The 25,496-nt window shown below is 41.0% G+C and carries 23 protein-coding genes, 1 tRNA gene, 2 rRNA genes and 1 pseudogene; 4 read left to right on the plus strand and 23 right to left on the minus strand.

Annotated features, from left to right (window positions below):
- Window positions 1-79 precede the first annotated feature (79 nt).
- From QMF37_RS09205 to QMF37_RS09215, 3 genes are all read right to left on the minus strand, one after another.
- The gene (locus tag QMF37_RS09205) at window positions 80-1,408 is read right to left on the minus strand and encodes an MATE family efflux transporter (RefSeq protein WP_078080812.1); all 1,329 of its coding nucleotides are present in this window, start codon (window positions 1,406-1,408) and stop codon (window positions 80-82) included.
- Between the two features lie 57 nt (window positions 1,409-1,465).
- On the minus strand, window positions 1,466-2,041 hold the full coding sequence (locus QMF37_RS09210; RefSeq protein ID WP_078080131.1) for a TetR/AcrR family transcriptional regulator: 576 nt from the start codon (window positions 2,039-2,041) through the stop codon (window positions 1,466-1,468).
- A 194-nt stretch (window positions 2,042-2,235) separates the two neighbouring features.
- Window positions 2,236-2,997: an SDR family NAD(P)-dependent oxidoreductase gene (locus tag QMF37_RS09215; RefSeq protein WP_283478029.1), complete on the minus strand. Its 762-nt coding sequence runs from the start codon at window positions 2,995-2,997 to the stop codon at window positions 2,236-2,238.
- A gap of 360 nt (window positions 2,998-3,357) precedes the next feature.
- Here QMF37_RS09215 and QMF37_RS09220 point away from each other — a divergent pair, with 360 nt between their 5' ends.
- Window positions 3,358-4,764 (plus strand): MDR family MFS transporter, encoded by a 1,407-nt coding sequence (locus QMF37_RS09220; protein ID WP_283478031.1) that lies wholly within the window; start codon window positions 3,358-3,360, stop codon window positions 4,762-4,764.
- Between the two features lie 140 nt (window positions 4,765-4,904).
- Here QMF37_RS09220 and QMF37_RS09225 read toward each other — a convergent pair whose 3' ends face one another.
- From QMF37_RS09225 to QMF37_RS09240, 4 genes are all read right to left on the minus strand, one after another.
- Window positions 4,905-5,804 carry a mechanosensitive ion channel family protein gene (locus QMF37_RS09225; RefSeq protein WP_078080129.1) on the minus strand — a complete coding sequence of 300 codons (900 nt, stop codon included), beginning with the start codon at window positions 5,802-5,804 and terminating at the stop codon, window positions 4,905-4,907.
- 82 nt (window positions 5,805-5,886) lie between these two features.
- Complete coding sequence (locus QMF37_RS09230; RefSeq protein WP_071154641.1) at window positions 5,887-6,258, minus strand: hypothetical protein; 372 nt, start codon at window positions 6,256-6,258, stop codon at window positions 5,887-5,889.
- Between the two features lie 15 nt (window positions 6,259-6,273).
- Window positions 6,274-7,206: an anti sigma factor C-terminal domain-containing protein gene (locus QMF37_RS09235; RefSeq protein WP_169835254.1), complete on the minus strand. Its 933-nt coding sequence runs from the start codon at window positions 7,204-7,206 to the stop codon at window positions 6,274-6,276.
- Window positions 7,190-7,705, minus strand: a complete 516-nt coding sequence (locus QMF37_RS09240) for an RNA polymerase sigma factor (RefSeq protein WP_071154644.1) — start codon at window positions 7,703-7,705, stop codon at window positions 7,190-7,192. The genes QMF37_RS09235 and QMF37_RS09240 overlap by 17 nt, the downstream gene beginning before the upstream one ends.
- 234 nt (window positions 7,706-7,939) lie before the next feature.
- Between QMF37_RS09240 and QMF37_RS09245 the strand changes: the two genes are divergently transcribed.
- Entirely contained in the window at window positions 7,940-9,286 is a 1,347-nt protein-coding gene (locus QMF37_RS09245; protein ID WP_071154645.1) for an LLM class flavin-dependent oxidoreductase, read from the plus strand.
- Window positions 9,287-9,330: 44 nt separating this feature from the next.
- On the opposite strand, the gene QMF37_RS09250 is transcribed toward QMF37_RS09245, so the two are convergent.
- The 5 genes from QMF37_RS09250 to groES all read right to left on the minus strand — a co-directional run bounded on the left by QMF37_RS09250 (window position 9,331) and on the right by groES (window position 16,190).
- The gene (locus tag QMF37_RS09250; protein WP_071154646.1) at window positions 9,331-10,671 is read right to left on the minus strand and encodes a uracil-xanthine permease family protein; all 1,341 of its coding nucleotides are present in this window, start codon (window positions 10,669-10,671) and stop codon (window positions 9,331-9,333) included.
- A 30-nt stretch (window positions 10,672-10,701) separates the two neighbouring features.
- Entirely contained in the window at window positions 10,702-12,003 is a 1,302-nt protein-coding gene (locus QMF37_RS09255; protein WP_078080127.1) for a glycosyltransferase, read from the minus strand.
- Complete coding sequence (locus QMF37_RS09260) at window positions 11,993-14,032, minus strand: glycosyltransferase family 4 protein (protein WP_078080126.1); 2,040 nt, start codon at window positions 14,030-14,032, stop codon at window positions 11,993-11,995. Before QMF37_RS09260 ends, QMF37_RS09255 begins: the two co-directional genes overlap by 11 nt.
- A 210-nt stretch (window positions 14,033-14,242) precedes the next feature.
- Entirely contained in the window at window positions 14,243-15,874 is a 1,632-nt protein-coding gene (groL, locus tag QMF37_RS09265) for a chaperonin GroEL (protein WP_283478037.1), read from the minus strand.
- A 31-nt stretch (window positions 15,875-15,905) separates the two neighbouring features.
- A complete protein-coding gene (groES, locus tag QMF37_RS09270) occupies window positions 15,906-16,190 on the minus strand; it encodes a co-chaperone GroES (RefSeq protein WP_006831533.1) in 285 nt (94 codons plus the stop codon).
- 191 nt (window positions 16,191-16,381) lie between these two features.
- Here groES and QMF37_RS09275 point away from each other — a divergent pair, with 191 nt between their 5' ends.
- Complete coding sequence (locus QMF37_RS09275) at window positions 16,382-17,200, plus strand: CPBP family intramembrane glutamic endopeptidase (RefSeq protein WP_078080124.1); 819 nt, start codon at window positions 16,382-16,384, stop codon at window positions 17,198-17,200.
- A 17-nt stretch (window positions 17,201-17,217) separates the two neighbouring features.
- On the opposite strand, the gene tatC is transcribed toward QMF37_RS09275, so the two are convergent.
- From tatC to QMF37_RS09290, 3 genes are all read right to left on the minus strand, one after another.
- On the minus strand, window positions 17,218-17,988 hold the full coding sequence (tatC, locus tag QMF37_RS09280; RefSeq protein ID WP_058386359.1) for a twin-arginine translocase subunit TatC: 771 nt from the start codon (window positions 17,986-17,988) through the stop codon (window positions 17,218-17,220).
- A gap of 12 nt (window positions 17,989-18,000) precedes the next feature.
- Window positions 18,001-18,195, minus strand: a complete 195-nt coding sequence (locus QMF37_RS09285) for a twin-arginine translocase TatA/TatE family subunit (protein WP_058386360.1) — start codon at window positions 18,193-18,195, stop codon at window positions 18,001-18,003.
- A 90-nt stretch (window positions 18,196-18,285) separates the two neighbouring features.
- Window positions 18,286-18,918 carry a redox-sensing transcriptional repressor Rex gene (locus tag QMF37_RS09290; protein ID WP_058386361.1) on the minus strand — a complete coding sequence of 211 codons (633 nt, stop codon included), beginning with the start codon at window positions 18,916-18,918 and terminating at the stop codon, window positions 18,286-18,288.
- A gap of 131 nt (window positions 18,919-19,049) precedes the next feature.
- Between QMF37_RS09290 and QMF37_RS09295 the strand changes: the two genes are divergently transcribed.
- A complete protein-coding gene (locus QMF37_RS09295) occupies window positions 19,050-20,984 on the plus strand; it encodes an ABC-F family ATP-binding cassette domain-containing protein (RefSeq protein WP_071154662.1) in 1,935 nt (644 codons plus the stop codon).
- A gap of 377 nt (window positions 20,985-21,361) precedes the next feature.
- Here QMF37_RS09295 and tsaD read toward each other — a convergent pair whose 3' ends face one another.
- From tsaD to QMF37_RS09340, 8 genes and pseudogenes are all read right to left on the minus strand, one after another.
- A complete protein-coding gene (tsaD, locus tag QMF37_RS09300) occupies window positions 21,362-22,381 on the minus strand; it encodes a tRNA (adenosine(37)-N6)-threonylcarbamoyltransferase complex transferase subunit TsaD (protein ID WP_058386363.1) in 1,020 nt (339 codons plus the stop codon).
- Complete coding sequence (gene rimI, locus QMF37_RS09305) at window positions 22,374-22,829, minus strand: ribosomal protein S18-alanine N-acetyltransferase (RefSeq protein ID WP_071154663.1); 456 nt, start codon at window positions 22,827-22,829, stop codon at window positions 22,374-22,376. The genes tsaD and rimI overlap by 8 nt, the downstream gene beginning before the upstream one ends.
- Window positions 22,826-23,521, minus strand: a complete 696-nt coding sequence (tsaB, locus tag QMF37_RS09310) for a tRNA (adenosine(37)-N6)-threonylcarbamoyltransferase complex dimerization subunit type 1 TsaB (RefSeq protein ID WP_283478049.1) — start codon at window positions 23,519-23,521, stop codon at window positions 22,826-22,828. The genes rimI and tsaB overlap by 4 nt, the downstream gene beginning before the upstream one ends.
- Window positions 23,518-23,970: a tRNA (adenosine(37)-N6)-threonylcarbamoyltransferase complex ATPase subunit type 1 TsaE gene (tsaE, locus tag QMF37_RS09315; protein ID WP_071154664.1), complete on the minus strand. Its 453-nt coding sequence runs from the start codon at window positions 23,968-23,970 to the stop codon at window positions 23,518-23,520. Before tsaE ends, tsaB begins: the two co-directional genes overlap by 4 nt.
- A gap of 85 nt (window positions 23,971-24,055) precedes the next feature.
- Window positions 24,056-24,985: pseudogene (locus QMF37_RS09320) on the minus strand (IS30 family transposase).
- Between the two features lie 110 nt (window positions 24,986-25,095).
- A tRNA-Asp gene (locus QMF37_RS09330) sits at window positions 25,096-25,168 on the minus strand.
- A 10-nt stretch (window positions 25,169-25,178) separates the two neighbouring features.
- Window positions 25,179-25,294: ribosomal RNA gene (gene rrf / locus QMF37_RS09335) — 5S ribosomal RNA — on the minus strand.
- 77 nt (window positions 25,295-25,371) lie between these two features.
- Window positions 25,372-25,496: ribosomal RNA gene (locus QMF37_RS09340) — 23S ribosomal RNA — on the minus strand; the annotation flags it as partial.

Below are 25,496 nucleotides of genomic sequence, written 5' to 3' on the forward strand. Positions count from 1 at the left end.
ACGCTAAGGTTTCTCTCTTTTAATATATTTTAGCTAACTGTAAAGTCGAACACGATCTGAATATCATCAAAATCAACTCTTAGCTATGCCATTTTCTATGGTAGAAGTAAATTGTCACAAGAACGATAAATTCGGACGTTGGAATCGCGAGCCAGACACCCGTCATTCCAAATAGTCGAGGCATAATCATCAGTAAGATTAGCAAAACAATCATTTCGCGTGCTGCAGTAATCCAGGTCGCCATTCGAATATGTCCAATAGATTGATAATAAGTCATCATGACAAAGTTTGTTCCCATAAAGAGATAGGCGATAAAAAATAGTTTAATGCCCGATACCGCTAACGCCAGCACTTCTTCTGGGAAGTCACCAAACAAGCTGACAATCTGAGTTGCTGCAAATTGACCAATGAGCATAAAGAAGATACCCGCTGCTAGAGATGTAGCTATTGCCAGACGTATCGTTTGCTTTATCTTTTTTTCATCCTTGGCTCCGCTGTAATAACTGATCAACGGTTGGATAGCAGCACCCATTCCGAGAAATAATAACAACATCACACTGTGAACATAGTTCAAAATGGTAAAAGCTGATACACCCACAGTTCCAGCAAGATATTTAAAGGTAAGATTATGAGAAATCGTAAAAACTGAAATTCCGACTTCTGCAAGAAAACTTGGAAACCCAACCGCTAATATAAGAAGAGTAAGCTTCTTATCAAACTTGAAACGTACCAAACGTAAGTTGCTTTTTTTTCTAAAAAAATGCGTACTGAGAATCACTAAACCAACAAGTCCACCAAGTATCGTTGCAAAAGCTGCACCTTTTACGCCAAAATCTAGTATAAATAAAAACACATAGTTCAATATGATATTGACCACTGACGTAGAAATCAGCGCAATCATTGCTGTATTAGGACCTCCATCATTTCGCACTAAAATACTAAAAGTGTTTTCTACGGTAAAGACGAATCCAAACAGCAACATAACGTTCAAGTAATCGGATGTATATTCAAACGTATCCACATTCGCACCTAGTAAATAAGCAAGTTCTGTTCTGAAGATAAAGGCAGTCAGTCCAATGATGATCGTTAAGACAAAGATAGAGGTGATCGCATGTGAAAAAATGATCCGTGCTTGATCTGGACGTTTTGCACCCATCATTGCCGAATATCGAGTCGCAGCACCAATACCAATCCATAAGGACATCGCTACAAAAATAGTGAATACGGGTCCCGCAATTCCGACACCAGCCAAAGCGATAGGTCCTAACTTGTTACCGACCATAATCCCGTCAGCAACAATATTAACAGCCATCAGCAACATTCCAACAATCGACGGAATTAAGTACCTCAAGAAAGATTTTCCTACTGATTCCATGTCCAATCTATTTGTTATTTGTTTCTCTTCCATAACCAATTCAAATCCTCATCTAAGAATTACGTTACCAACATAAAAGGGGTTGGTATATCACGAATTAGGACATTCATCCTTTTTTCCAGTTAAAATTCCGGTCAATAATACGTCCACAATTGTTTCAACTGATTCTGTTACCGTAATGCTATGTACTAAAAAGAAATGTTTATCCAGTGTAATGTTGGAAGCCTCTATAATCACTCTGATCAACAAGTCGATGTTTATATCCTTAACAATCCCTGTTCGAATACCTTCTTCAAGAAGCCCCTTAATATCATCCCACTGGTTGAACTCCCGATTTACGCGCTCCCACTGTTCAGGATAGGTGCGTTTTAATTGCTCCAGAATGCGCAAATCGTAAAATTCATTGTATTTCGGTAAAACAGCAATGGTTTTTTTAATCTTTTCAGCAAGCGTCCAATCTGTGTTATCGATTATTTGCCGAGTCTGATAGTCAAATTCATTAAGTGTACTGTCAATAATGGCATCAAGAATATCCACTTTCGATGGAAAATTTTCGTATAATGTGCGCTTACTTATGCCCAGGCGCTTTGCCAGCTCATCCATCGTGAATTTGATCCCGTTGTAACGTGTTTCCTCAATAAATGCTTGTATGATTCGTGCTTTCAATATATTCTCCTCCTCAAAAAACTTTAAAAACTTTTTTAGTTTTCCTGGTTTAACAATAGTATAATCTGTAACTTGTGTCTATAAAAAAGCCTCCAAGCCATTTCCTCGTATTCGAGGGATTCAAAAAACCTAATCCATAGGAGGATTAGGTTTTGTACTGAGATTAGTTGCACTAGCCGAGCTGCGTTAGTTGGTTATTTCGCAGTTTGACCACCGTCTACTGCTAAATTTACACCCGTGATGTATGAAGATCGATCTGAACAAAGCCATAACGCCGCTTGTGCTTGTTCATCCGGGAGGGCCATGCGACCAAGCGGAATATCATTTTCTACGTATTTTGCTTGGTCAGGTACTTCTTTTGCCCACGCCTCTACAGCAGGAGTTAGCGTCATCCCTGGACAAATTGAATTGACGCGAATTCCTTTTTTTGCATATTCTAGCGCGACTGATTTCGTCAGTCCATTGACCGCCCACTTTGCAGCACTATAAGTTGCTAAGTTTTCTGATCCAATCAGACCTGATGTAGAAGCGGTATTCACAATATTTCCTCCACCAGAATCGAGCATTGCTGGAATTTGGTGTTTTAATGAAAAGTACGAACTAGTTTGCGTAATTTGTATACAACGGTCCCAGTCGGCTGTTTTCGTTTCTGCAATCGGCAAAGATGGCGCACCAATTCCAGCGTTATTATGTGCCCAATCCAAGCGGCCATAATGTTCGACCGTTTGCTTCACAAGATCGATTACTTCTTGCTCATCTGCAACGTTGCATCGTAAGAAAATTGCATCGCCACCTGCCTCTACGACTTGTCGCACTGTTTCTTTACCGCCTTCTTCATTAATATCAGAGACGACCACTTTTGCACCTTCTGCGGCAAACGCAAGCGCACTCGCTCTTCCAAGTCCACTCCCCGCTGCTGTAATAATTCCTACCTTATCCATCATTAGAGTACCCAAACCAATTCCTCCTTTTTTATCCATACATTCTAATAATTCTGTATACTTTATTTTTATCCTTCTTTTGCTTTAAAATCTTCCGATTCAATAGGCAACTAATACGAAGTAATAGGTATGAAGTTAGGTTCATTGTTCTGAAATTCTACAATCAAGTTGAATGAATAATTATTCGTTTTCCTTCTATTTTCTTCTATATAACTGTGGGTAAAGCGGTAGTAGAAAACATCCACACCTCGTGGCATCAAACGAGAAAATTAGGGTATAGATAACTGTTCTTCGTTTTTAAAAGCAAGTCGACTTTAGATTCCAACAGCCTTATACAAAGGTTCACAACCCAACTAGAGAGGTGTTCATAAAATAATGGTTCATTCACAAACTGTCGATACGTCTCAATCATTCGATTTAAAAAAATACATTCCGCTGTTAGCTGTGTTGCTATCAGGTGCTTTTATCACCATTCTAAACCAAACACTTCTTGCTACGGCATTACCACCGATTATGAAAGATCTTCAGATTAGTGAAAGTACGGTTCAATGGTTGCAGTCTATTTTCATGCTGGTCAACGGCATTATGATTCCCATCACCGCGTTCTTAATCGGTAAGTTTACGACGCGCAGTTTGTTTTTGACCGCGATGGGCATATTTGCGACAGGTACGCTCGTCGCAGCCGTTTCTCCTGACTTCACGTTTTTGTTAATAGGGCGTATGTTGCAAGGTGCGGGTGCCGGAATTATGATGCCACTCTTGCAAACCATTTTGTTTTTAATCTTCCCTGTTTCGCAACGCGGCAAAGCGATGGGTATGTTTGGTTTAATCATTGCCTTTGCACCTGCGATCGGACCGAGTTTATCGGGTTACCTAGTTGACCATTATCCGTGGCGCAGTGTATTTTATGTCGTGTTACCGATTGCGATTGTTATTATTGTCGCAGCTTACTTTTTACTAAAAAACGTAACCGAACAAACCAATCCGAAAATGGATTATTTATCGATTGTCCTTTCGACATTTGGATTCGGTGGTCTTCTTTACGGCTTTAGTGTGGCAGGGAACGTCGGTTGGCTTAGCCCGAATGTACTCATTTCGCTCTTAGTCGGTGCGGTTACGCTGTACTTGTTTATCACGAGGCAGTTAAAACTGGAAGAACCTATCCTTGAATTTCGTGTATTTAAGTACAGCATCTTCTCACTGGCTACAGCGCTTGGTATGATCGTATTTGCTTCAATGATTGCAACAACCGTTATTTTTCCACTTTTCATGCAAAATCTCCTTGGTTTTAACGCCTTGCATTCTGGGCTGATGTTGTTGCCAGGGGCAATTGTTATGGGCGTCATGAACCCTGTAACCGGTGCGTTGTTTGATAAGTACGGAGCAAAATGGTTATTGCGTATTGGTTTTGCCATTTTGACAGTTACAACGTTTTTCTTTGCCAATCTTTCACAAGAAACAACCTTTGCGTATTTAGCAACGTTAAACGCCATTCGGATGCTTGGTATCGCAATGGTGATGATGCCATCTACAACACTTGGCTTGAACCAATTGCCCCTTCACCTAATTTCTCATGGTACAGCAATGAATAACACCTTCCGCCAAATTTCAGGAGCGATTGGAACAGCTGTACTCGTGACCATTACCGTTACTGCGGCAAGCGGTAGCTCTGTAGCTGATGCGATTCACGGTGTGAACGTTGCTTTCATCGTAGCAGGGAGTGTCGCTGCATTCGGTTTACTATTGTCTTTTGCTATTCGCGACAAGAAATCAAGCGAATAATCGATGAATCAATTACTCCACTTAAAAATTCTCCGACACACATATGTGTCGGAGAATTTTTATATTTTATCGGAATGGGCTATCAGTCTTCCATTGAGTTTATTTGGTCTAGTACCTATTTTTATGGCGCTCACGCCAACTTACCCACGAAACACCTTCACTTCCAAAACCGCAAATTCGATAGCTGAACAGCTTATTAATTGCGGCAAAATCTTGCGTTGTAATTCTGTTTTCACCTGCGTGCCGTGTTGGTAATCAACGAGATAGCGTAATACTAATACAATTCCTGCATCATTCGTATCTACTGAGAACACCGGACGCAAGGCTGCTTGTTGTTCTGACAAATGAAGAATATCTTTTTTCAATTGATGCTGTACTTGTTCTTCGAAATACGTTTCGCCTGCTTCGGTTATCATCTTCTCAGCGGCTTGCCAATCGCTATCAAAAGAAAGAACGTAGCTGATTTCTTGCCATACGAAGGAATTTTTGCCTCCAACGATTTCAAGAGATTCGTTGAAAATAATGCTGTTTGGCAACTTGATCACTCTTCCTGTGTTGGCATCAGCTGATAGTCCGCCACGTACTTCTAGCAACTTAAGGTTTATCGGGGTGATATCAATGACATCTCCAATGATGCCATTGATTTCTATTCGGTTAGAAATCTCGAAATACTTCCAATACTTAATGACAAAATACGCCGTAATATTTGTCGTAAGTCCTCTCACCATAAAGGCCAAAAAAACACCAATCAGCAGCGCAATTAAGATCAGTGCATTGATTGCCTGAATCCAAATAAATAAGATAGAAAGAATGGTGAGTACCATCACGCCGCTTTTTAAGACTTTCTGAGACTTGAGTCGTTTTTTAAAATCCGTTTCATTGCGTGTCAGCAGTTTCTTTACCAAAAAATAAAAAAGTGCAGCCAGCACAACCACAATAACCGTCAATGCAATTTTATTGAAATAAGCATCTGGTGTATTCAATGTTGAGAATAAGCCTTCCGATAGATCAGTAAAATAATCTTTTAGAAAATCCGGCATCGTTTCACGCTCCTCGGTCAATTCGTACTAGTAGTATACCTCAACTAGGAGCGTGGGTTCTAAGAAGATAAAACAAGAAATCCTATTGACGAGATTTGTGTAAGTTGAGTTCATAAATTAATAAGATAATTGCTGCAACAATGCTGATACCCGTTATAGTTAAGACAATTGCATTAAATGTACCAATAAATACGTAAAGTCCTACTGCTTCTGCAACGGCAACAAGTAATCCATAAATAAAACTTGAAAAATGATTTCTGCGTATCGCTAAAAATAGGTGAATGACAATAATATTGCCTAAAATTAGCACAAGTCCAGCAATTAAGTAATCCATCGAAAAAATACGGGTTCCTTCTGCTGTTCCAAAAAGCGAAAATGAAGCGAATAAGATTGTTGGTATATTAATCGCAACTAAGACAATTGCCCAAATAACCCATTGTATTGTTTTGTTCATTGTTTTCTTCTCCTTTTAATTGAATTGATCGATGACTGCGCCGATGCTCGATGCTCGAACACGCGGTTCGTTTTGAAATTGCTGAAGCTCTTCTTTTTTTCCGACGACTACTGCACCAACAATTTTGATTGTTGTTTCCTCTACCTCATCTTTTTGTTTAAGTTGTTCGTAGATTTCTTCCATCCCTTGTTTATAGGGTCCTCTATGGTTTTTCCCATACACAACAGATTCCATAAATTTTTCAACCGGACTTTCCAATACGGTTCCTGCTTCGTCCACCATTGAAAACCCGATTACTTCATTTTCTGTAAACACTCTCGCTGGTTCGTTTCCTTTGACCTCTTCATCTGTATAAACATCAACCCATGCCCATTGAAGTACACTATCTTCAGGCAACATCGCTTCGACTTCACTTAATGAATAGGGCTGATCAAATGAAATTCCCATTTCGATTTTTTGTTGGTCATTAAACATATCCAACTTCATAACATCCATCGGCACGTGCGTAATGGACGTTGCTGGGTGGATAAAATTCATGACCTTCTCACCCGAGTAATTATAGGTTTCATAGTCGTTCGGTGACAGGTACACTTCTCTATTCCTTGAAGAATTGGAGATTTCACCTAGGTATACAGGCCGCCCGTCTACCAATTTATATTGCGGTGCTGTCGCCTCGCTGTCTAGAAGTCGAATCGACTCTTCCCACGGTCCAATAAATAGATTCGCACCGTATACGTCAAAATAAACTTCTTGTGCGGCCAATTCTCTATCTAGTAACCAAGGCGTCACTTGTAATTTGATCAATACAATCAGGATCAGGACGAAGAGCGAGACGAGTCCGCTAATGAATGTCATACGAACAGTACTTTTTCTTTTCGCCTCTGCAACAAGGTCTTGCTTATTGTTTTCAAAAGCAAATAACTCGTCCAATTCATCCTTTTTTTTCAATATACTCACTCCATTTCTGTTTAAAATTTTTACGTGAGCGATAAAGCGTCGTTCGAATCGTATCGACTTTAACATCTAAAAGATCACTTATTTCCTCATATGATAAAGTAAGCTCGTATTTCAAAAGAAGTAAATTGGATTGTGCAGAAGGCAATTGTTCCAATACAGCTTCAATCTCCCGTTTGTTTTCATGTCTTATTAGGCGTTGCTCACCGGCTTCCTCGGTACTGTGCATATTTTCAAAGAAGGTTTCGTCGATTTGCACATTCGGATACCGCTTCTTTTTCCGGCATAGATCATAATAATCGTTTATAGAAACCTTAAACAACCATGCTGAAGGATTAGCCATCTCCATATGAATCATATGCTCTACTGCTTTTGAAAAAGAATTTTGCACAATATCTTCTGCATCTTGTTTCGAGCACCCAATTTTGAGTAGGTACCGAAATATAAGACGCGATTTTTCCCGGTACAAATCCTCAATTGTTTGCGTTTGCAAGTGGCCACCTACTTTTTCTAGTTAACTACCCATAAGACGCAGCGTTTCATTAAAAGTATACACATCTTTTCCACTCTTTTTAAAAAAGCCTCGACTAGTTCCGCCTAAAGAAAAAATTCAAGATACTAAGCAACTTTACACGACACCTGTCTTGACACAAACCGCGACACATACGATAATCAAAGACAATGAATGGTTATAGTGAGTAATATGACCGCTGAGGGGATAATCCATATGAGAAAGCAGTTAAAAATAGGAACGATGATTCACGGTGTCGGCGAGAAGATTTCCGATTGGCGTCATCCGAGTATGCCGTCAGATGCCAGTATCAGTTTTGCCTTTTATAAACAGCAAGCTCAAACTTCAGAACGTGGAAAGTTTGATTTTGTTTTTATTGCAGATGCTTTGTACATTAACGAAAAGTCAAATCCTCATTACTTGAATCGCTTTGAACCACTGACGATTCTTTCTGCACTTGCTGCGGTCACGTCGAACATCGGACTCGTTAGTACATTGTCGACTACGTATAGTGAACCTTTTTCAGCAGCACGACAATTTGCTTCACTTGATCTGTTAAGCGGAGGACGAGCCGGGTGGAATGCAGTAACGTCTGGACTGGAAAAGACCGCGCTAAATTTCAGCAAACAAGTAAGCGATCATCCAAGTCACGCTGAGCGTTACCGGATGGCTGCTGAATTTATGACAGTCATGAAAGGCTTATGGAATTCGTGGGACGATGATGCGTTTATTCGCAATAAAGCGTCGGGTCAATTTTTTGACCCGACCAAATTGCATGCCTTGAATCATCAAGGCGAGTTCTTTTCTGTACAAGGCCCGTTGAATATTGGCCGTTCGCCACAAGGTCAGCCCGTCATTTTCCAAGCCGGTTCCTCTAAAGATGGCATTGCCTTTTCTGCACAACAAGCAGACGCGGTGTTTGCGATTATGCCTAGAGTCGAACAAGCCAAGCAGTATTATCAAGACGTCAAAGAACAAACCCGCTTGAATGGTCGTCATCCCGATGACGTGCTGGTCTTACAAGGCATCAGTCCAATTATTGGCGACACAAACGAAGCAGCCGAACGAAAATACCAAGAACTGGCTAACTTAGTAACAATTGAACAAGCACTCGCCTTTTTAGGACGGCTGTTTGAACACCATGACTTTTCTCACTACCCTCTAGACGAACCGTTTCCGGAACTCGGCGCTATCGGCAAAAACAGCTTCCAAAGCGATACCGATCGCATTAAAGCTGAAGCACGCGAGGAAAACTTAAGCTTGCGTCAAGTAGCGTTAAAAGAAGCTACACCGCGCACTCCTTTTATGGGAACACCCGAACACATCGCTGATTTAATCGAATCGTGGTACGACCAACACGCAGCAGACGGCTTTATGATCATTGCCAATTTGCCAAGCGAACTCGAAGCGTTTGTCGATCACGTGGTGCCGATTCTACAAGAGCGTGGGATTTTCCGAACGGAATACGAAGGGACAACACTTCGGGATCATTTGGAGTTGCCTTATACGGAGAATATTCTTGCTGCAAAATCCAAAGACGACCGCATGCGCGTAAACGTATAAAAAGAAGCCTCTCAAAAATTCAATGAATTTTTAAGAGGCTTCTTTTATTCTAGCTCTGCGTCTTTTTCTATTGAATCCTCTGGAATGACTAAGTTTAACAAAATCGCAACAAAACAAGCGATTGTTATTCCGGATTGTCCAAATAATAGTTGAATAATGTCTGGAAATGCATTCATGGCATCGGGTACTTGACTTAATCCGAGTCCAAATACTAAAGATAATCCAATGATAATCTTTGCTCTCTCGTTTAAAGGCTCTGACGTCAAAATGTCTATACCGGTTAATGTAATTTGAGAAAAAATAATGACCGTGGCACCGCCAATAACGGCTGGTGGCATGGTAGAGATAAGCGCTCCAATCTTAGGAATAAGACCAGCCAATATTAAAAACACAGCGCCAACGGCTACGACGTATTTACTCATTATTTTTGTAAATGCGATCATTCCAACATTTTGACTGAAAGACGTGTTTGGCAACGAGTTAAAAACTGCTGCTAGAGAAGAGGTAAGTCCATTCGCTATTACTGAACCCGAAAGTTCATCAGACGTGGGTTCTCTGTCTGCTCCTCCATTCGTAATGGCTGTCACATCGCCAACTGTCTCAACAGATGTAACGATAAACATAATTAACATAGGAAGAATCGCTCCCCAGTAAAATTCCATTGGAAAATAAAAGGGTGTAGGGATTGAAAACCATGAGGCTTCTCTTATAGCTGAAAACTCAACCATACCTAGTGGCAAAGCCACGATATACCCAACAACGATGCCGATTAAAATGGAAGAGGTTTTAGCCATCCCTTTTGCATATCTATTTAGGAAGATCACAATGACCAAAACCAGTAAAGCCACCAGCCAGTTTTTAGCTGACCCAAAATTCTCAGATCCACTTCCTCCAGCCATAGATGTAATACCTGTAGGTAAAAGCGACAAACCGATCGTAAGAACGACTGTACCTGTTACAATTTTTGGGAAAAAGCGTTTTAATTTCTTGATAAAAAACCCTAAAGTTCCGCCGAATAACCCGCCAATCAGACTGGCACCTAATAATCCGGATATGCCATATGAGCTCGCTATTGCTATATTTGTAGGGAGAAACCCAAAACTCGTCCCCATCACGACCGGGAGTCCTGCACCAACCTTCCAGATGGGGTAACACTGGATAATCGTCGCCACTCCTGCCATGATCATTGCACTTTGAACCAATATTGTTAAATCAGCTCCTGTAATACCCACCACACCTGCGATGATGATAGGAACAGCAATGTTCCCTAGAAACATCGCAAAAATATGCTGTAGCCCTAATGGTATTGCTTCTTTTAATGGCGGCCTGCCGTCTACATCGTATTTGTTTGTGTTCGTCACTTTATGGCCAACTGTTGTTTTCATAAAACACCTCTTTTCAATTCCATTTGTATTCTAGTCTACCTTCATTATTTGTTTTGCTGCATAGTCCGCGCCTCTTTTTCTTGATATGCTTTTCCAATACTGCAAACTCTCTGTAGAAATTTCTTCTCTATCATTAAACGCATTCGCTAATTCTTCTTTGCTAAAGTTGTTTGGATCCAAGACGCTTCCTAATTTGTTCTTTTCAACATCATAGGCTATGTTAAACTGATCACTAGAAAATGGCAATATCACCATTTCTTTTCCATAGTACATAGCTTCTGTTAAGGTGTTGCACCCCCCGTGGAAGACAACTGTGTCGACATAAGGCATAAGGGCAATTTGAGGGATAAAACTTTCTATGATTGTATTGTGTGAGTGATATTTTTTTAACTCTTCTGCATGACTCCCTGCAGAAACAATCAATAAAACATTCGGATGAATTTCTCTGACTCCCAGGATTAGTTTTTCCAGTACATCTTTTCTATTCGATAAAAAAGTTCCTAAAGTTATCATGATGATTTTTTCTTTTGTATCTATTTTTTCTAGCCATTCTCCATTTAACGTAGCTGCTTTGAATGAATTTCCTATAAATAGTTTCTTTGGGTGTTCTTCCTGTTTGTCACTGTTGTTAAAATCAAAATAGTTGTAGATAACAGCGATATCAGAGACCAAACTAAAAGCATTACTAATTTTTTTAACAGACTTATTTTCAGTGATAAGATTATTAAAAACTTCAGTAAACTCTTTTTGAGTTTGTGTCGAAACCTGTTCGAGTCCCCTCAACTCTTTTTCCTCGATCGCTATAGCTGTAGGCCAGCTTTTCGGCACATTAAAATAGTCTCCTTCTTTTGGAATCGTGTTCGGATGGGGAGGACAAAATGTGATAAAAGGCAGACCTAAAGAATACAAGCTAAGCGTAACCGAATAAGATAAGATGTCGACCACATAAAGGTCCGCAGCTAGTGAATCATCTATTGCCTTTATCTTATCGACCAGCTCTTGTGGGTTATAAAGCATGTCAGCCCTTCTATGACGAGACTGCGTGATGAGTGTTTCGATTGCACCTTTTTTTGTCGACTCAAAAAACTCTTCTAATCTTATTCTCTCCGTATCTGGTTGTATGATGTGTTCACCTTCGCCTATGTTTTTATTTGAACTTATATCGATTTCATAAAAATTCAAATGCTCTTCCAAGATTTTTTCCTTGAACTCTATACTGCAACCAACTGTCACTTCTGCACCATGCTCTTGAAAACTTTTTGCTAGCACTAACAAGGGGTTAAAATGTGAATAGAAAGGTGGACTTATAAAACAGATTTTTTTATACTTCATTGTTTTCTTCTCCTTTTACAGCTAAATAAAACGACACAAACTCAGTTGAAATTTTGTTGATGGAAAAGTTTTCACTTACAGTTTTTTGACCTGCAGCTTGAATCCGTTTAAACTCTTCTTTATTCATTTTGGAATCGTAAAGGTGATTTTCTGTTTCTTTGGCAATGGTTTCCCAATTACTCGTATCGATTAAAAACCCATTTTTCCCATTGCTCATATAACTTTTAACTCCCCCTTTTATAGGACCTAGCGTTAGAAACTCCATGGACATAGCCTCTAAAATAGCGATACCAAATTCTTCTTTTACACTTGAGCACAGATAAATATGAGGATAGTCAAAATCTCTTTTCATGATATTCTCCTCAAGCAGCCGGATATCCAAATTCGACATGGCACCTTTGTGTATGAACCTGTCTTTGAATTGAGGATGCTTTTTTACGTAGTCTTTAAAAAAATCAATCACCCTTTTTTCTTCTTTGTTTGGTCTCTCTAGATCCCCTCCTATTAGTAAGAGGTTGTGAGTTTCCGAAAGTTTAGACTTTGACCACGCTTTTAAAAGTTCGATTTGTCCTTTTAAAACAGATAGTCTTCCTACATTTAAGATCACGGGTCTTTCAAAAAATTCTTTATGTGCTTTATTGAACTCCGCAAAGCGAGCTGAATAGCTCTCCACGCCCTCTATATCACTTGATTGATCTAATTGTATTCCTTCACCTATCATTTTCATTCTTCTATTTATCTTTCCATCTGTCAGTTGAGGGAAATACATCTCAAGTTCTTTTTTGACAGCTGCATTTCCTATCCCAACTATTCCGTCGCTTGTATCTATTAACTCATCACCTATTTTTATCTTGTTTAACTTTTCAATAAGCTCATTAAAACCCAGTTCTTTTAATTGGCCAGATCCATCAAACATGTTTCGGTGTGGGTCTGGCGTTAGTGTGAATACGAGTTTTTTAGTTAATTCTTTAGCCAGGTGAGCAACAGCTCTAGAAGCATTATCTAGAAATCGGATATGAAAAACATCCGGCTTTATTTTTGCTTGCTTTAAAAAATTGCCTATAAACCGTTTAATAAACAACTCTCTTTTAATAAACGGATCTGATACAGATGGGTCTAAATAGATTGGCAACCGAATAAATACATGGTCGTCTCCATACGAGCTGATAAAGGGCTTCGTTAATTCTTGAGTGATGGTAATCGTAAATACATGAGACACACTACTGTCTTTTGATATCTCTTCACCCAAGCTTTTTAATAATACTGCTAATCCCCCGTTGTTTCCTTTTCCACTATCTTCAAAATCTCCATAAAACATGGACTGCATAATCGAAATACCTTGCTTTTCAAACTCACTACCTGAAGCAAGTGCGCGAATGTAACTATCGTAAAAAACTTTATTTTTCTCATTTATTACATTTTCCCTGACGAAAGATTGATCCACAGTTTCCATTGAATCTAAATTCCCTAATAGATTGATCATTTGAATCTTTAAATTATCTGGATAATCCACGGTCACTAATTCGTATATAGTGTCTTTAAATCCCTGTCTTTTAAAACTATCCATATAGTCCAGTAAGTTGGAGATTAGTTCTACATCCCATTTGTACTTCTGCAGCATAAATACGATGTCCTCATCACTTAATAGATCGACATCGCATTCCATGCAAACATCCAAAACATGATAGAGCTGTTGGCTGCTATATTGTCGCTGTGATAGGAAGTCTGTTGTTATTTTCTCTATGATTGGCTTGAGCTCATCAGTGAATAGCTTTAAAACCGTATCTACGACAAATCGATCTGTATAGGAATGTACTCCCAAAAACGAGAACAATTCACCTAGTTCTTTTTCATCCAGCTTGTTTTTTCGCCCTAATTGCTTGATCTTTTGAATTTGATTTACCACTAGTCGTTCTTCGAAATCTATTTTCTTGCTCTTAGTTATATAATCATCTAAAAACCGGTGAGGATACATATAATTACTCTCATTCGCATAAACATGATTTCTCAATTCAATAAACTCATTCATTTTTCACCCTCCAATACCGTTAGTAGGTCAGTATTCCAATACCCTATACCCATAACTACTAATCTATCTATAAAGTTTGGTCATTATAGAGTGGTTTTAGGAAACAAAAAAAGGCCTTTCAGTAAGTTTACTAACTTAGTGAAAGGCCTTTGAGGTAATCTTCTTTAATGAAATATGAACGTTTAAAAAAATAGTTTTGGTGTTGCTAAATTACATCATGCCGCCCATGCCACCCATATCAGGCATGCCGCCGCCTTGTCCTGCTGGTTCTGGCAAGTCTGCCACAACTGCTTCAGTCGTCAAGAACATTGCCGCAACAGATGCTGCGTTTTGAAGTGCTGAACGCGTCACTTTTGTTGGATCGACGATACCTGCGTCTACCATGTTCACCCATTCGCCGTTTGCTGCGTTAAAGCCGATGCCGACTTCTTCTGTTTTCAGACGGTGAACGATGATTGAGCCTTCAAGTCCTGCGTTTGTTGCGATTTGACGAACCGGCTCTTCTAGCGCACGAAGTACGATGTTGATCCCAGTTGCTACGTCGCCTTCTTGTGATTCAAGAAGTTCAGCCACTTTGTTGTAGACGTTGACTAATGCTGTACCACCGCCGGCAACAATTCCTTCTTCTACAGCTGCACGAGTTGAGTTCAAGGCATCTTCAATGCGAAGTTTACGCTCTTTCAATTCGGTTTCTGTAGCCGCTCCGACTTTGATGACTGCCACGCCGCCAGCTAATTTCGCTAGGCGTTCTTGTAGTTTCTCTTTGTCGAATTCAGAAGTTGACTCTTCTAATTGGCTGCGGATTTGACTAACACGCGCAACGATGTTTTCTTGGTTGCCCGCGCCTTCTACGATCGTTGTGTTTTCTTTTGTCACAACCACTTTTGATGCACGGCCAAGCTGTGCGATATTCGCTGTTTTCAATTCCAGCCCTAGATCCTCTGTAATCACTTCTGCGCCCGTTAATGCTGCAATGTCTTCTAGCATTGCTTTACGGCGGTCACCGAAGCCTGGAGCCTTAACAGCTACTGCGTTAAACGTGCCGCGTAATTTGTTAACAACTAATGTTGCTAGTGCTTCGCCTTCAACATCTTCAGCAACGATCAGTAACGGTTTGCTTTGCTGAACGACTTGCTCAAGGATTGGCAAGATTTCTTGGATGTTGCCAATTTTCTTGTCGGTTACTAAAATAAATGGATTGTCTAATACCGCTTCCATTTTATCTGAATCGGTTACCATGTATGGCGACTGGTAGCCACGGTCAAATTGCATACCTTCAACCACATCAAGTTCCGTTGTAAAGCCGCGTGACTCTTCTAGTGTAATAACGCCGTCGTTACCCACGCGCTCCATTGCTTCAGCAATCAGTTTCCCAACTTCTTCGTCACCAGACGAAATCGCTGCCACTTGTGCGATCGATTCTTTGCCTTCGATTGGTTTTGAAATCACTTTCAATTCGCCAATTGCACTTTCAACAGCGAACTCGATTCCGCGACGAATGCCGACTGGGTTCGCACCAGCTGTTACGTTCTTCAAGCCTTCACGAATCATCGCTTGTGCAAGAACCGTTGCTGTTGTTGTTCCGTCACCTGCGATGTCGTTTGTTTTAGAAGCCACTTCCGCAACAAGTTTCGCGCCCATGTTTTCAAAAGCGTTTTCAAGTTCGATTTCTTTAGCGATTGTCACACCGTCATTGGTGATTAACGGCGAACCGAATTTTTTCTCAAGAACGACGTTACGTCCTTTTGGTCCAAGCGTTACTTTTACTGTATCTGCTAATTTGTCTACGCCTCTCAGCATTAAACTGCGTGCGTCTTCGCTGAACTTAATCTCTTTTGCCATGTTTAGCTTCCTCCTGTGTCGTTGGGTTATTTTAGCCTAAAACTGCTAATATATCGTTTTCACGTAAAATCAAATATTCTTTGCCTTCATATTTCAATTCAGAGCCTGCGTATTTCGAGAAGATGACGCGGTCGCCAGCTTGCACGTCTAGTTCTGTGCGCTGTCCGTTTTCACGGATAAGTCCATTTCCTACAGCGATCACATGGCCCTCCTGCGGTTTTTCTTGTGCCGATCCTGGTAAAACAATACCGCTTGACGTTTTTTCTTCCGCTTCGATGAGCTCAATAATTACTCGATCTCCTAGTGGTCTTAACAAATGAAACACCCTCCTCAAATTATCTAAATGTTCTCGATTAGCACTCTCAACCTTTGAGTGCTAACCCATAACCAAGTTTAATAAAATCTTCAGTCTTTTGCAAGTAAGAACTACTATGATTTTGATTTCTTTGCGGTTGTCTGCTGAAAGCTCTACAATAGAAGGAGTTTAAAAGTGAAAGGAATTATATTATGCCCACTAAACGCAAGAAATTTATAGACACGTTTTTTGAAAAAGATGCTACCACTAAACCCAGAATTCAAAAAAGCAGCAATAAGCGACCTACGTACAAAGGCAAAAAAACACCTCTTTACGTATTGCTAATTTTCATCGCGGCTCAGCTGTCACCAATCTTGTTTATCGCGCCAACCTTTAATTATTTTGAAGGCCAAGGCTTAGACCGTGAAGCTGCCAGTGCTGCAACGTCGGGCTGGCTCATCTTCCTGACGATGGGTATCGGGTTTATCCTCACACTTATCTTTGTTTTCCGAGACAAACGCTTTTTTGATATATGGAAAGGCAAAAAGTCTTCTGTCTTACTGTCCATTGTCTGGGGCTTTCTTGGCTTCTTGTTGTTACTAATCGGTCAATCCGTTGCTGCTTTGATTGAAATGGAGCTTCTCGGCATTGATCCCGGTTCTGAAAATACGGCGTCCTTAGTGAACATTGCCGATGCCGTACCGCTCGCCATCGTCTCTATTGTGCTTTTCGGCCCGGTTCTGGAAGAACTGGTTTTCCGCCGCGTGTTATTTGGTTCTCTCAATCAGACTACCAATTTCTTTTTCGCAACGGCTGTCAGTGCACTAGTATTTGCGTTGATCCATTTTGACTTTACGCACCTGTTGCTGTATTTCACGACCGGCTTGATTTTGGCATTTCTATACCAAAAAACGAAAAGCATCATCACACCGATCATTGCTCACATTTGTCTAAACGGCTATGTAATGCTTATTCAGCTCAATATGGATAAAATTTTAGAATTCCAAAAACAAATGGAAAATCTGCAGTAAAAAAAGCCTTCCCCGATTTACTTCGGTGGAAGGCTTTCTTGTTGTTCTTTAATCGCTTGCTGCTGCTCAGCTTTTAAGAATTTACGATAACCCACTTTGGCAATGAGCACACTAAATTCATACAGTATGATTAGCGGCAATGTCACAATCATATGCGAGACGATGTCTGGTGGCGTAATAAACGCGGCAATAATGACTAACCCAAGATAAGAATACTTTCGGTATTTTGTCATGAGCATCGGCGTAATAATCCCGAGCCTTGTTAAAAACAACATCACTACCGGCAACTGGAATATTAAGCCAAACGGCAACGTAATTTGAAACAAGAATTGAAAATATTCATTGATACCGATCGTTTCTTGAATATCCATGTTATCAGAAATACTCAGCATAAATCCAATGACATAAGGGAATAGGATGAGATACGCAAAAGCGATTCCCCCTAGAAACAGCAGCACGGAAAATGGAATATAACTTAACGTCGCTCTCCGCTCTTTATCGAGAAGTCCAGGACTGATAAACGCCCAAAACTGGTACATAATCAGTGGCGAAGTGATAATCAAGGCTAAGATCATCGTCACTTGCATAAAAATCTTCAATGGATCTGTAATTTTGAAAGCATTCAAGGTAAGATTTTTAGCTTCCTCTGTATACTGCAAATACTGGATTAGCGGCTGGGCAAGAAAAAAACTGATAATAAGCGCTAATACAAAGAAAACGACTAGAATGGTCAGTCGTTTTCTGAGTTCTCCTATATGTTCAATTAACGTCATGTCTTTTTCAATCATCGGACAAACATCCTATCGTATTTCCTTTTGCTCGTCTTTCTTCTTCAACTCTACTTTATCGTCGTCATCGTCTACAAGTCCTTTTGTAGCATTTTTAAACTCACGCAAAGACGAACCAAACGCTTTTCCAAGTTCCGGTAACTTTTTCGGACCGAAAACAAGTAAAGCAACAACACCGATAATGATGATACTCATTGGACCTGGCATACGTTGCACCTCCTGTATTATGGCTCTATTTTACATCATTCGAACCGGTTTGGCTATTTCGAAAGAGCCTAGAAATGTGAAGTTTTTAAGTCATTGTTGCTTGATTTGGTAAATCAATGTCTGCAATTCCACTGACAAATCGATGGTTTGGACACGGATATGATCAGGCACTGAAATTCGTACCGGTGTAAAGTTCAAAATCCCTTTAATATCAGTCTTTGCCAAGCGATCTGTTACTTCTTGTGCCGACCTTGACGGTACCGTCAAGATGACTAGCTCCACGCCGTACTCTTTGATTTTCTCTTCAATCTTGTCCGGGTGATACGTATCAATATCGTTAATTTTTTCGCCTTCTAACGGGCTGTTCGAATCGAACGCCACAATGATTTTCGTATTGTGGTTGCGATGGAAATTATATTTTAGAAATGCACCGCCTAGTCCTCCAACACCGATTAAGGCTACATTAGTAGCTTCGTCTTGATCTAGTGTCTTACGGAAAAACAGCAACAGCTCTTGAACGTCATAGCCATAGCCTTTTTTGCCAAGCGCACCCAAATGGGAAAAATCGCGTCGAATGGTAGCAGAATCGATTTTCATCGCTTCGCTTAATTCTTGCGAGGAAATCCGTTTTTGACCGGCATTCGCAAAATTTTGAAGGAAACGGTAATACAGCGGCAGCCTTTTGGTTGTGGCTTGCGGAATTTTAGATGTCTCGTGTAACATACCTTTCGCATCCTCCTGAGGTGTTGTCAAATCGTTTTCATCTTACAGTAGGACCCTTGATATGTAAAGGCTTGTGCAATTGCGAACAACTGCCCTATCAGCTACACTTAAAGAGAATAGAGGTGACCTACATGATTGTTTTACAAGTAAACCAAGTCCATAAATCATTTGGCGCAGAAGAGATTCTCTCAGGCGTTAAATTAGAAGTACAACACCGTGACCGCGTGGCATTAGTAGGCCGCAACGGTGCAGGAAAATCGACTTTATTGAAAATAATAGCGGGTGAAATATCGTACGATAGTGGCGACATTAGCATGCCGAAGGATTTAACGATTGGCTATTTAGAGCAACAGACCAATTTAGAATCCGACGCCACTGTTTGGGATGAAATGATGACGATTTTTCATCATTTCCGTGAACAAGAAGCCACACTTCGCCGTCTTGAAGGACAAATGGCCAATCCTGATGTCTACAACAACGCAACAGAAAACGATAAAGTCATGAAAGAATACGACCTGTTGCAACATGACTTCAAGGATGCGGGTGGCTATCAATACGAGTCCGATACACGAGCGATTCTCCACGGCATGAAATTTTATCAAGATGACTTTGACAAGAAAATAACCTCTTTATCCGGTGGCCAAAAAACCCGATTGATGTTAGCCAAGCATTTACTCAGTAAGCCACAACTGCTCATTCTCGATGAGCCGACCAACCACTTGGATATCGAAACCTTGAGCTGGTTGGAAAATTACTTGAAAAACTATCCGGGTGCGTTATTAATTGTTTCTCATGATCGTTATTTCCTTGACCAAGTCGTGACGCTCGTTTACGAAGTTTCCCGCCACCGTGTTAAAAAGTATACCGGCAACTACAGCCGTTACTTAGACGAAAAAGCAAAGCAATACGAACTGGACCAAAAGCAATTTGAAAAACAACAAGGCGAAAAAGCTAAGCTAGAAGATTACGTCCAGCGCAATTTGGCACGCGCTTCTACAACCAAAATGGCGCAAAGCCGTAGAAAAACTTTGCAAAAAACCGACTGGATGGAAGCTCCTAACGGCAATGAAAAATCAGCTAGTTTCGGCTTTACCATTAGTAAACAAAGCGGCAACGACGTTTTAAACGTTCAATCGCTAGAAATTGGCTATGGCGACAAACCCGTTTCTCGTGATATTTCATTAAAGTTATACCGACAAGAAAGTCTAGCTCTCGTTGGGCCAAACGGTGTTGGCAAATCGACTTTGTTGAAAACCATTATGAAAGAACTAAACCAGCTCGATGGTAATATCCATTATGGCGCCGGCATTCAGTTTGGTTATTACGACCAAGAGCAAGCCAATTTAAAAGGCAACAAGCTCGTACTAAACGAATTATGGGATGATTATCCGCTTATTAACGAAAAGGACATACGCGGCATCCTTGGACGTTTCCTGTTTACCGGTGACGATGTGCTAAAGCCCGTTTCAACATTGTCGGGTGGCGAAAAAGCCCGCGTTGCACTCGCCAAGTTGATGATGCAAAAAGCCAACGTGTTACTTCTCGATGAACCAACTAACCACTTGGACCTGGACAGTAAAGAAGTGCTGGAGAATGCTTTATTGGATTATCCGGGCACCTTGCTTTTTGTATCGCATGACCGCTATTTCATGAATCGCATCGCGTCGAAAGTGATTGAACTTACGCAAGATGGCACGTCTGAATACTTGGGCGACTATGATTATTACGTAGAGAAAAAATTAGAAATTGCTGAACTAAAAGCACTCGATGAAGCCGGTTCAGTTACCGAAGCAAAAACGATCACTACAGCCTCTACTTCGCAAATCGATAAAGAAGCTAAAAAACTGGAACGTCAGCTTGTTCGGCAATCCGATGAAGTTGAAAAATCGATGGAACAACTAGATTTGCAAATCACTGAAATTGAAGAGCAACTTTGCCAGCCTGAAATTTTCCAAGATCACGAGCGAGTATTGCCGCTTCAAAATCAATTAGAAGAACTAAAAGCAAACCATGAAGAAACGATGACCCAATGGCTCGAACTTCAGGAAAAAATTGAAAATATTTGATTTTGACCGGCTATCTATTAGCCGGTTTTTATATTACTAGATATAGGTCAATAGGGTTTCATCAAATATTTGTTTCCACAGATTTTTCCACATTCTTCAGCTTGTCTTACCAACTGTCAACAGACTTATGCACATTATCCACAGGTAAAATAAATATTGTACACATAGTTTTCCACTTCAAACCACACAATATATAGAATAACCTCCTTTTATCCTCTAGTTATAAACAGTTTATTCACAAATTGTGCATAAGTACAAATGTTCTCTATTGACAGAACAATAGAGGCCTTTTGTATGATCGTCAGAATTTTCGTAAAAAAAAGCAAGTAATTTCACATATTTCAGTGTACCTGAAATGATGAAATTACTTGCTTTTATTAAATCCATGAGGTTAAAGACATACCCGGTCGACCGTTCATGGCCATTGTGCCAAACAATCCTTTTTCGTACATAATAGTTCCTGCTGCTGCAATCATCGCTGCATTATCGGTACATAAAGGCAATGAAGGAATATAGAACGGAATACCTTTTTCCTTAAATGTTGTTTCCAACGAATGCCGCAATCCTTTATTCGCAGCAACTCCACCTGCAGCAATTACTTGGCGAACTTTGTACTCTTTAGCTGCACGGACTGTTTTCCCGGTCACCACTTCCACTACACTGTTTTGGAAACCAGCGGCTACATGCTCAGGAGCTACTTTTTCTCCACGCTGCGCGGCATTGTGCATATAGTTTAGCACCGACGATTTCAATCCACTAAAGCTAAAATCATAAGAGCCTTCTTCTAGCCAAATTCGAGGAAACGTAATAGCTTCGTCACTAGCATGCGCCAATCGGTCAATATGTGGACCTCCTGGATAAGGTAGATCCAATGTCCGCGCTACTTTATCATAAGCTTCTCCTGCTGCATCATCGCGCGTTTCTCCAATAACCGTGAAGTCTCCGTGCTCCTTCATGTAGATCAGTTCTGTGTGTCCCCCTGAAATAACGAGTGCTAAAAGAGGAAACTCCATTTCTTGCTCCAAACGATTCGCATAAATGTGACCCGCAATATGATGAACTCCGATTAAAGGCAGTTGATGCGCAAAGGCAAAAGCTTTTGCTGCATTCACACCAATTAATAAGGCACCGACGAGTCCAGGTCCTTCTGTTACAGCTACTGCATCCAACTCATTCGGCTCCATGCCTGCTAGTTGCAACGCCTCTTCAATCACCAAGGTGATTTGTTCCACATGATGCCTTGAAGCGATTTCCGGCACCACCCCGCCAAAACGTTTATGGCTCTCGATTTGTGAAGCCACCACATTGGAGATGATTTCAGTGCCATTTTTGACAATGGACGCTGCGGTTTCATCACAACTTGTTTCAATTCCCAATATATAAATATCTTTATTCATTAAAGTTCACCCACATGACTATAGCATCTTCGTAATTGTCCGTATAATAGCGTTTACGAATGCCACCATTTTTAAACCCTAGTTTTCGGTAAAGATTTTGAGCAACCGTATTGCTGACACGAGCTTCAAGTGTCATAAGAACAGCCCCCTGCTCTTTTGCTGTATCAATGGCAGCTTGCATCAATCCCCCACCCAATTTTTTACCGCGCTGATCGGGATGAATCGCAATGTTTGTGACGTGTGCCTCATCCATCACTAACCACATTCCACAATATCCAACGATGCCTACTTGTGTTTCAGCAATCACGTAATAGGCATGTTCATTCGTCACCATTTCATGATAAAAAGCATCTTTCGTCCAAGGCAATGTAAAAGATAAAACTTCTATCTCATAAACCGCATCAAGATCTTCAAGTGTCATTTTTCGAAAACTGACTGTTTCGTTCATAACACTTTACCTTCTTGCGCTTTATTGTAAGTTGCTTCGGCTTCCGTAATTCGGCGGTATTCAGGAACAGCATGATGAACATCACTTTGCGTTGATTTCCGGGCCAGCATAATCAGATTTGTTGCACGCGGCAACCTATTCTGAATTCTGCTAAAGTGTGCTCCCTCGCCAAATATCTCCATGATTAGCGCTTCGTGCAACGCTGCATCAATTCCAGTAAACAGTACCGGACGATTGAGTTCCTTTGTTTTCAGTAGAAACTCTTTCACATCACTATGTTGATCAGCAAGCACTGACTCTAAACCACTACCTTCATACAAACCAATAAAAGCTGTGCCACGGCGGGCATCCATAATCGGACAAACAAGTCCGTCAAACCCTTGTTCATTCGCCGCAAGCACTTGTAAGCTAGAAACTAGATGGAGCGGAATTTTCAGTGACCATGCCAAGGTTTTCGCAATGGTCAGGCCGATGCGCACGCCTGTATAAGACCCAGGACCTTCTGCTACAGCAATATGCGTCAGGTCAGTAGGCAATACTTTTGCTTTTTTCATCATTTCTTCTATCGCCGGCATAGCCGTCAACGAGTGATTGATTTTTAAGTTTGCTGTTTCTTCTATTAAGACTGTGTTATCTTCAATCAGCGCAATGGCTAATGGAGAGTTCGAAGTATCGATTCCAAGATAGATCATAGGTTTAGCTCCTTGCACAGATTTTCATAGCGCTTCCCAATCGGCTTGAGGATTATCTCGCGTCCTTGTTCAGACTGCCGATTAATCGTAATTTCCAGACGTTCTTTTGGCAAGTAGTCTTCTATAAAGATTGCCCATTCTATTACAGATACTGCTTCGCTACTAAAAAATTCATCGAATCCAATGTCTTCCTCGCTATTCTCAAGACGATAGACATCGAAATGATTCAAATCCAGTCGACCTGAGTACTGTTTCAAAATCGTAAAGGTCGGACTGTTTACCATCCGTTGAATACCAAGTCCTTTGGCTAAGCCTTTGGTGAAAGTTGTTTTACCTGCCCCTAAGCCACCCGCTAATGTTAGAAGGTCTCCAGGTTCCAATTTGCTTGCTAGAGTGGCCGCAAAAACCTCAGTTTCCTCGGGCGAATTCAGCATTATTGTATTAGTCATTATCATGTCACCTCTATTGAGTCTTTACATAGTTTAGCGAAATAATCGTTGTAAATCAAAATATATTGTTTTTCTTTTCCGTTTGTCAATTTAAGCTAGACAGATCGACTCTATTCAGGTGACTCAAAAATGCCTCCAGAAGTGTACGGTAATCCAGCGACTTCCGTCGGATGTTATTCCGCTTGTCAACGACTGTGGAAATGAACGAATCGACCTCGTTGAAGTTCATTTCTTTTGCCAAACGGTCTTTTCGAAGAAGGCAGTTGGAGTGTTCATTCAAGGTGCTAGGATCCACAAAGTAAATTGAGACGTCGGACCAGCAGCGTTTTCCAGTTGGAGAATTCTTTCCTACAGTTAAACGTGATGAATTTGAACAGGTTTTTGGGAACCCCTTGAAACCACTGGTTTAACGCGGTTTCACTACCGCATACCTTGCGTCCTATAGACTTCAAGGCGATGATACCTTTCGACCCGCGTGATTACTGCACTTTTGTGGCGAGCGCCCACAATGGTGTCGCCCTCGATGTGCCCGAACTCTTTTGGGAATGCAGGATAATCAGTTTCCCGTTCGGAAATAAGCCGTTTGAACGCCTGCTTCCCGCGTTGTTCCTGGTGACCACTAGGTTTCCCTTTCATCGGCAATGTGGCAACATCAAAGACCCGATTTTTGAACATGCAATAGAGCATCCGCACAATTGATTGCCGTTTCTGCGTGACCCTTAATGACGACGGGAGTCCATCATTGCACCATCTTGTCTTGAATATAGACAACTTGTTTCTCCGGTAAGACCCGTTTTCGTCGGCCGCAACGTTTCTTGCTTTTCATGTATTGTGTGTAAAAATCGAGGACTGTATGCCCCAATTTCAGAAAGCTGATGACATTGTAGGTTGGCTGCCTGGAACGGTTCAGGCATTCTGCAATGATCGCCATAGGTATATGTTGACGGTGGTAGGATTCTATCATCACCCATTCATCGGTGATCACTCTGCTGTTTTCTTTGGTCGGAAAATACATGTAGCGTGTACCACGAATGGCTTTTTCAATTGTCTAGCTTAATTTTACAATCGGCGTTTCAAAAAAAAAAGATGAACACAGCGGGATCGCTGCGTTCATCTTTTAAATTACGGTCCCGACCGGGATCGAACCGGCGATCTCCTGCGTGACAGGCAGGCATGTTAACCGCTACACCACGGGACCAAAAAAAATAGACCAGCGACGTCTTACTCTCACAGGGGGAAACCCCCAACTACCATCAGCGCAAAAGAGCTTAACTGCCGTGTTCGGGATGGGAACGGGTGTGGCCTCTTTGCCATCATCACTGGACTATTTGGTTGAGTGTTTGTTCACTCAAAACTGGATAAACGACAGGTGAAACAAGCAAGTTTTTCGCATACAGTGTGTTGGTTAAGTCCTCGATCGATTAGTATTCGTCAGCTGCACGTATCGCTACGCTTCCACCTCGAACCTATCTACCTCATCGTCTTTGAGGGATCTTACTTGCTTGCGCAATGGGAAATCTCATCTT

It is taken from the genome of Planococcus sp. S3-L1 (assembly GCF_030063085.1).
Lineage (GTDB): Bacteria > Bacillota > Bacilli > Bacillales_A > Planococcaceae > Planococcus > Planococcus kocurii.

What these genes read in the sequence shown, in the direction of transcription:
- QMF37_RS09260 (WP_078080126.1), bottom strand. Translation starts at nt 14,032, where the DNA reads ATGAATGAGTTTATTGAATTGAGAAATCATGTTTATGCGAATGAGAGT.
- QMF37_RS09230 (WP_071154641.1), bottom strand. Translation starts at nt 6,258, where the DNA reads ATGAACAAAACAATACAATGGGTTATTTGGGCAATTGTCTTAGTTGCG.
- rimI (WP_071154663.1), bottom strand. Translation starts at nt 22,829, where the DNA reads ATGAACGAAACAGTCAGTTTTCGAAAAATGACACTTGAAGATCTTGAT.
- tsaD (WP_058386363.1), bottom strand. Translation starts at nt 22,381, where the DNA reads ATGAATAAAGATATTTATATATTGGGAATTGAAACAAGTTGTGATGAA.
- QMF37_RS09255 (WP_078080127.1), bottom strand. Translation starts at nt 12,003, where the DNA reads ATGAAGTATAAAAAAATCTGTTTTATAAGTCCACCTTTCTATTCACAT.
- QMF37_RS09295 (WP_071154662.1), top strand. Translation starts at nt 19,050, where the DNA reads ATGATTGTTTTACAAGTAAACCAAGTCCATAAATCATTTGGCGCAGAA.
- QMF37_RS09250 (WP_071154646.1), bottom strand. Translation starts at nt 10,671, where the DNA reads ATGAAAACAACAGTTGGCCATAAAGTGACGAACACAAACAAATACGAT.
- tsaB (WP_283478049.1), bottom strand. Translation starts at nt 23,521, where the DNA reads ATGATCTATCTTGGAATCGATACTTCGAACTCTCCATTAGCCATTGCG.
- QMF37_RS09285 (WP_058386360.1), bottom strand. Translation starts at nt 18,195, where the DNA reads ATGCCAGGTCCAATGAGTATCATCATTATCGGTGTTGTTGCTTTACTT.
- QMF37_RS09220 (WP_283478031.1), top strand. Translation starts at nt 3,358, where the DNA reads ATGGTTCATTCACAAACTGTCGATACGTCTCAATCATTCGATTTAAAA.
- tsaE (WP_071154664.1), bottom strand. Translation starts at nt 23,970, where the DNA reads ATGACTAATACAATAATGCTGAATTCGCCCGAGGAAACTGAGGTTTTT.
- groL (WP_283478037.1), bottom strand. Translation starts at nt 15,874, where the DNA reads ATGGCAAAAGAGATTAAGTTCAGCGAAGACGCACGCAGTTTAATGCTG.
- QMF37_RS09225 (WP_078080129.1), bottom strand. Translation starts at nt 5,804, where the DNA reads ATGCCGGATTTTCTAAAAGATTATTTTACTGATCTATCGGAAGGCTTA.
- QMF37_RS09275 (WP_078080124.1), top strand. Translation starts at nt 16,382, where the DNA reads ATGCCCACTAAACGCAAGAAATTTATAGACACGTTTTTTGAAAAAGAT.
- tatC (WP_058386359.1), bottom strand. Translation starts at nt 17,988, where the DNA reads ATGATTGAAAAAGACATGACGTTAATTGAACATATAGGAGAACTCAGA.
- QMF37_RS09245 (WP_071154645.1), top strand. Translation starts at nt 7,940, where the DNA reads ATGAGAAAGCAGTTAAAAATAGGAACGATGATTCACGGTGTCGGCGAG.
- QMF37_RS09205 (WP_078080812.1), bottom strand. Translation starts at nt 1,408, where the DNA reads ATGGAAGAGAAACAAATAACAAATAGATTGGACATGGAATCAGTAGGA.
- QMF37_RS09290 (WP_058386361.1), bottom strand. Translation starts at nt 18,918, where the DNA reads ATGTTACACGAGACATCTAAAATTCCGCAAGCCACAACCAAAAGGCTG.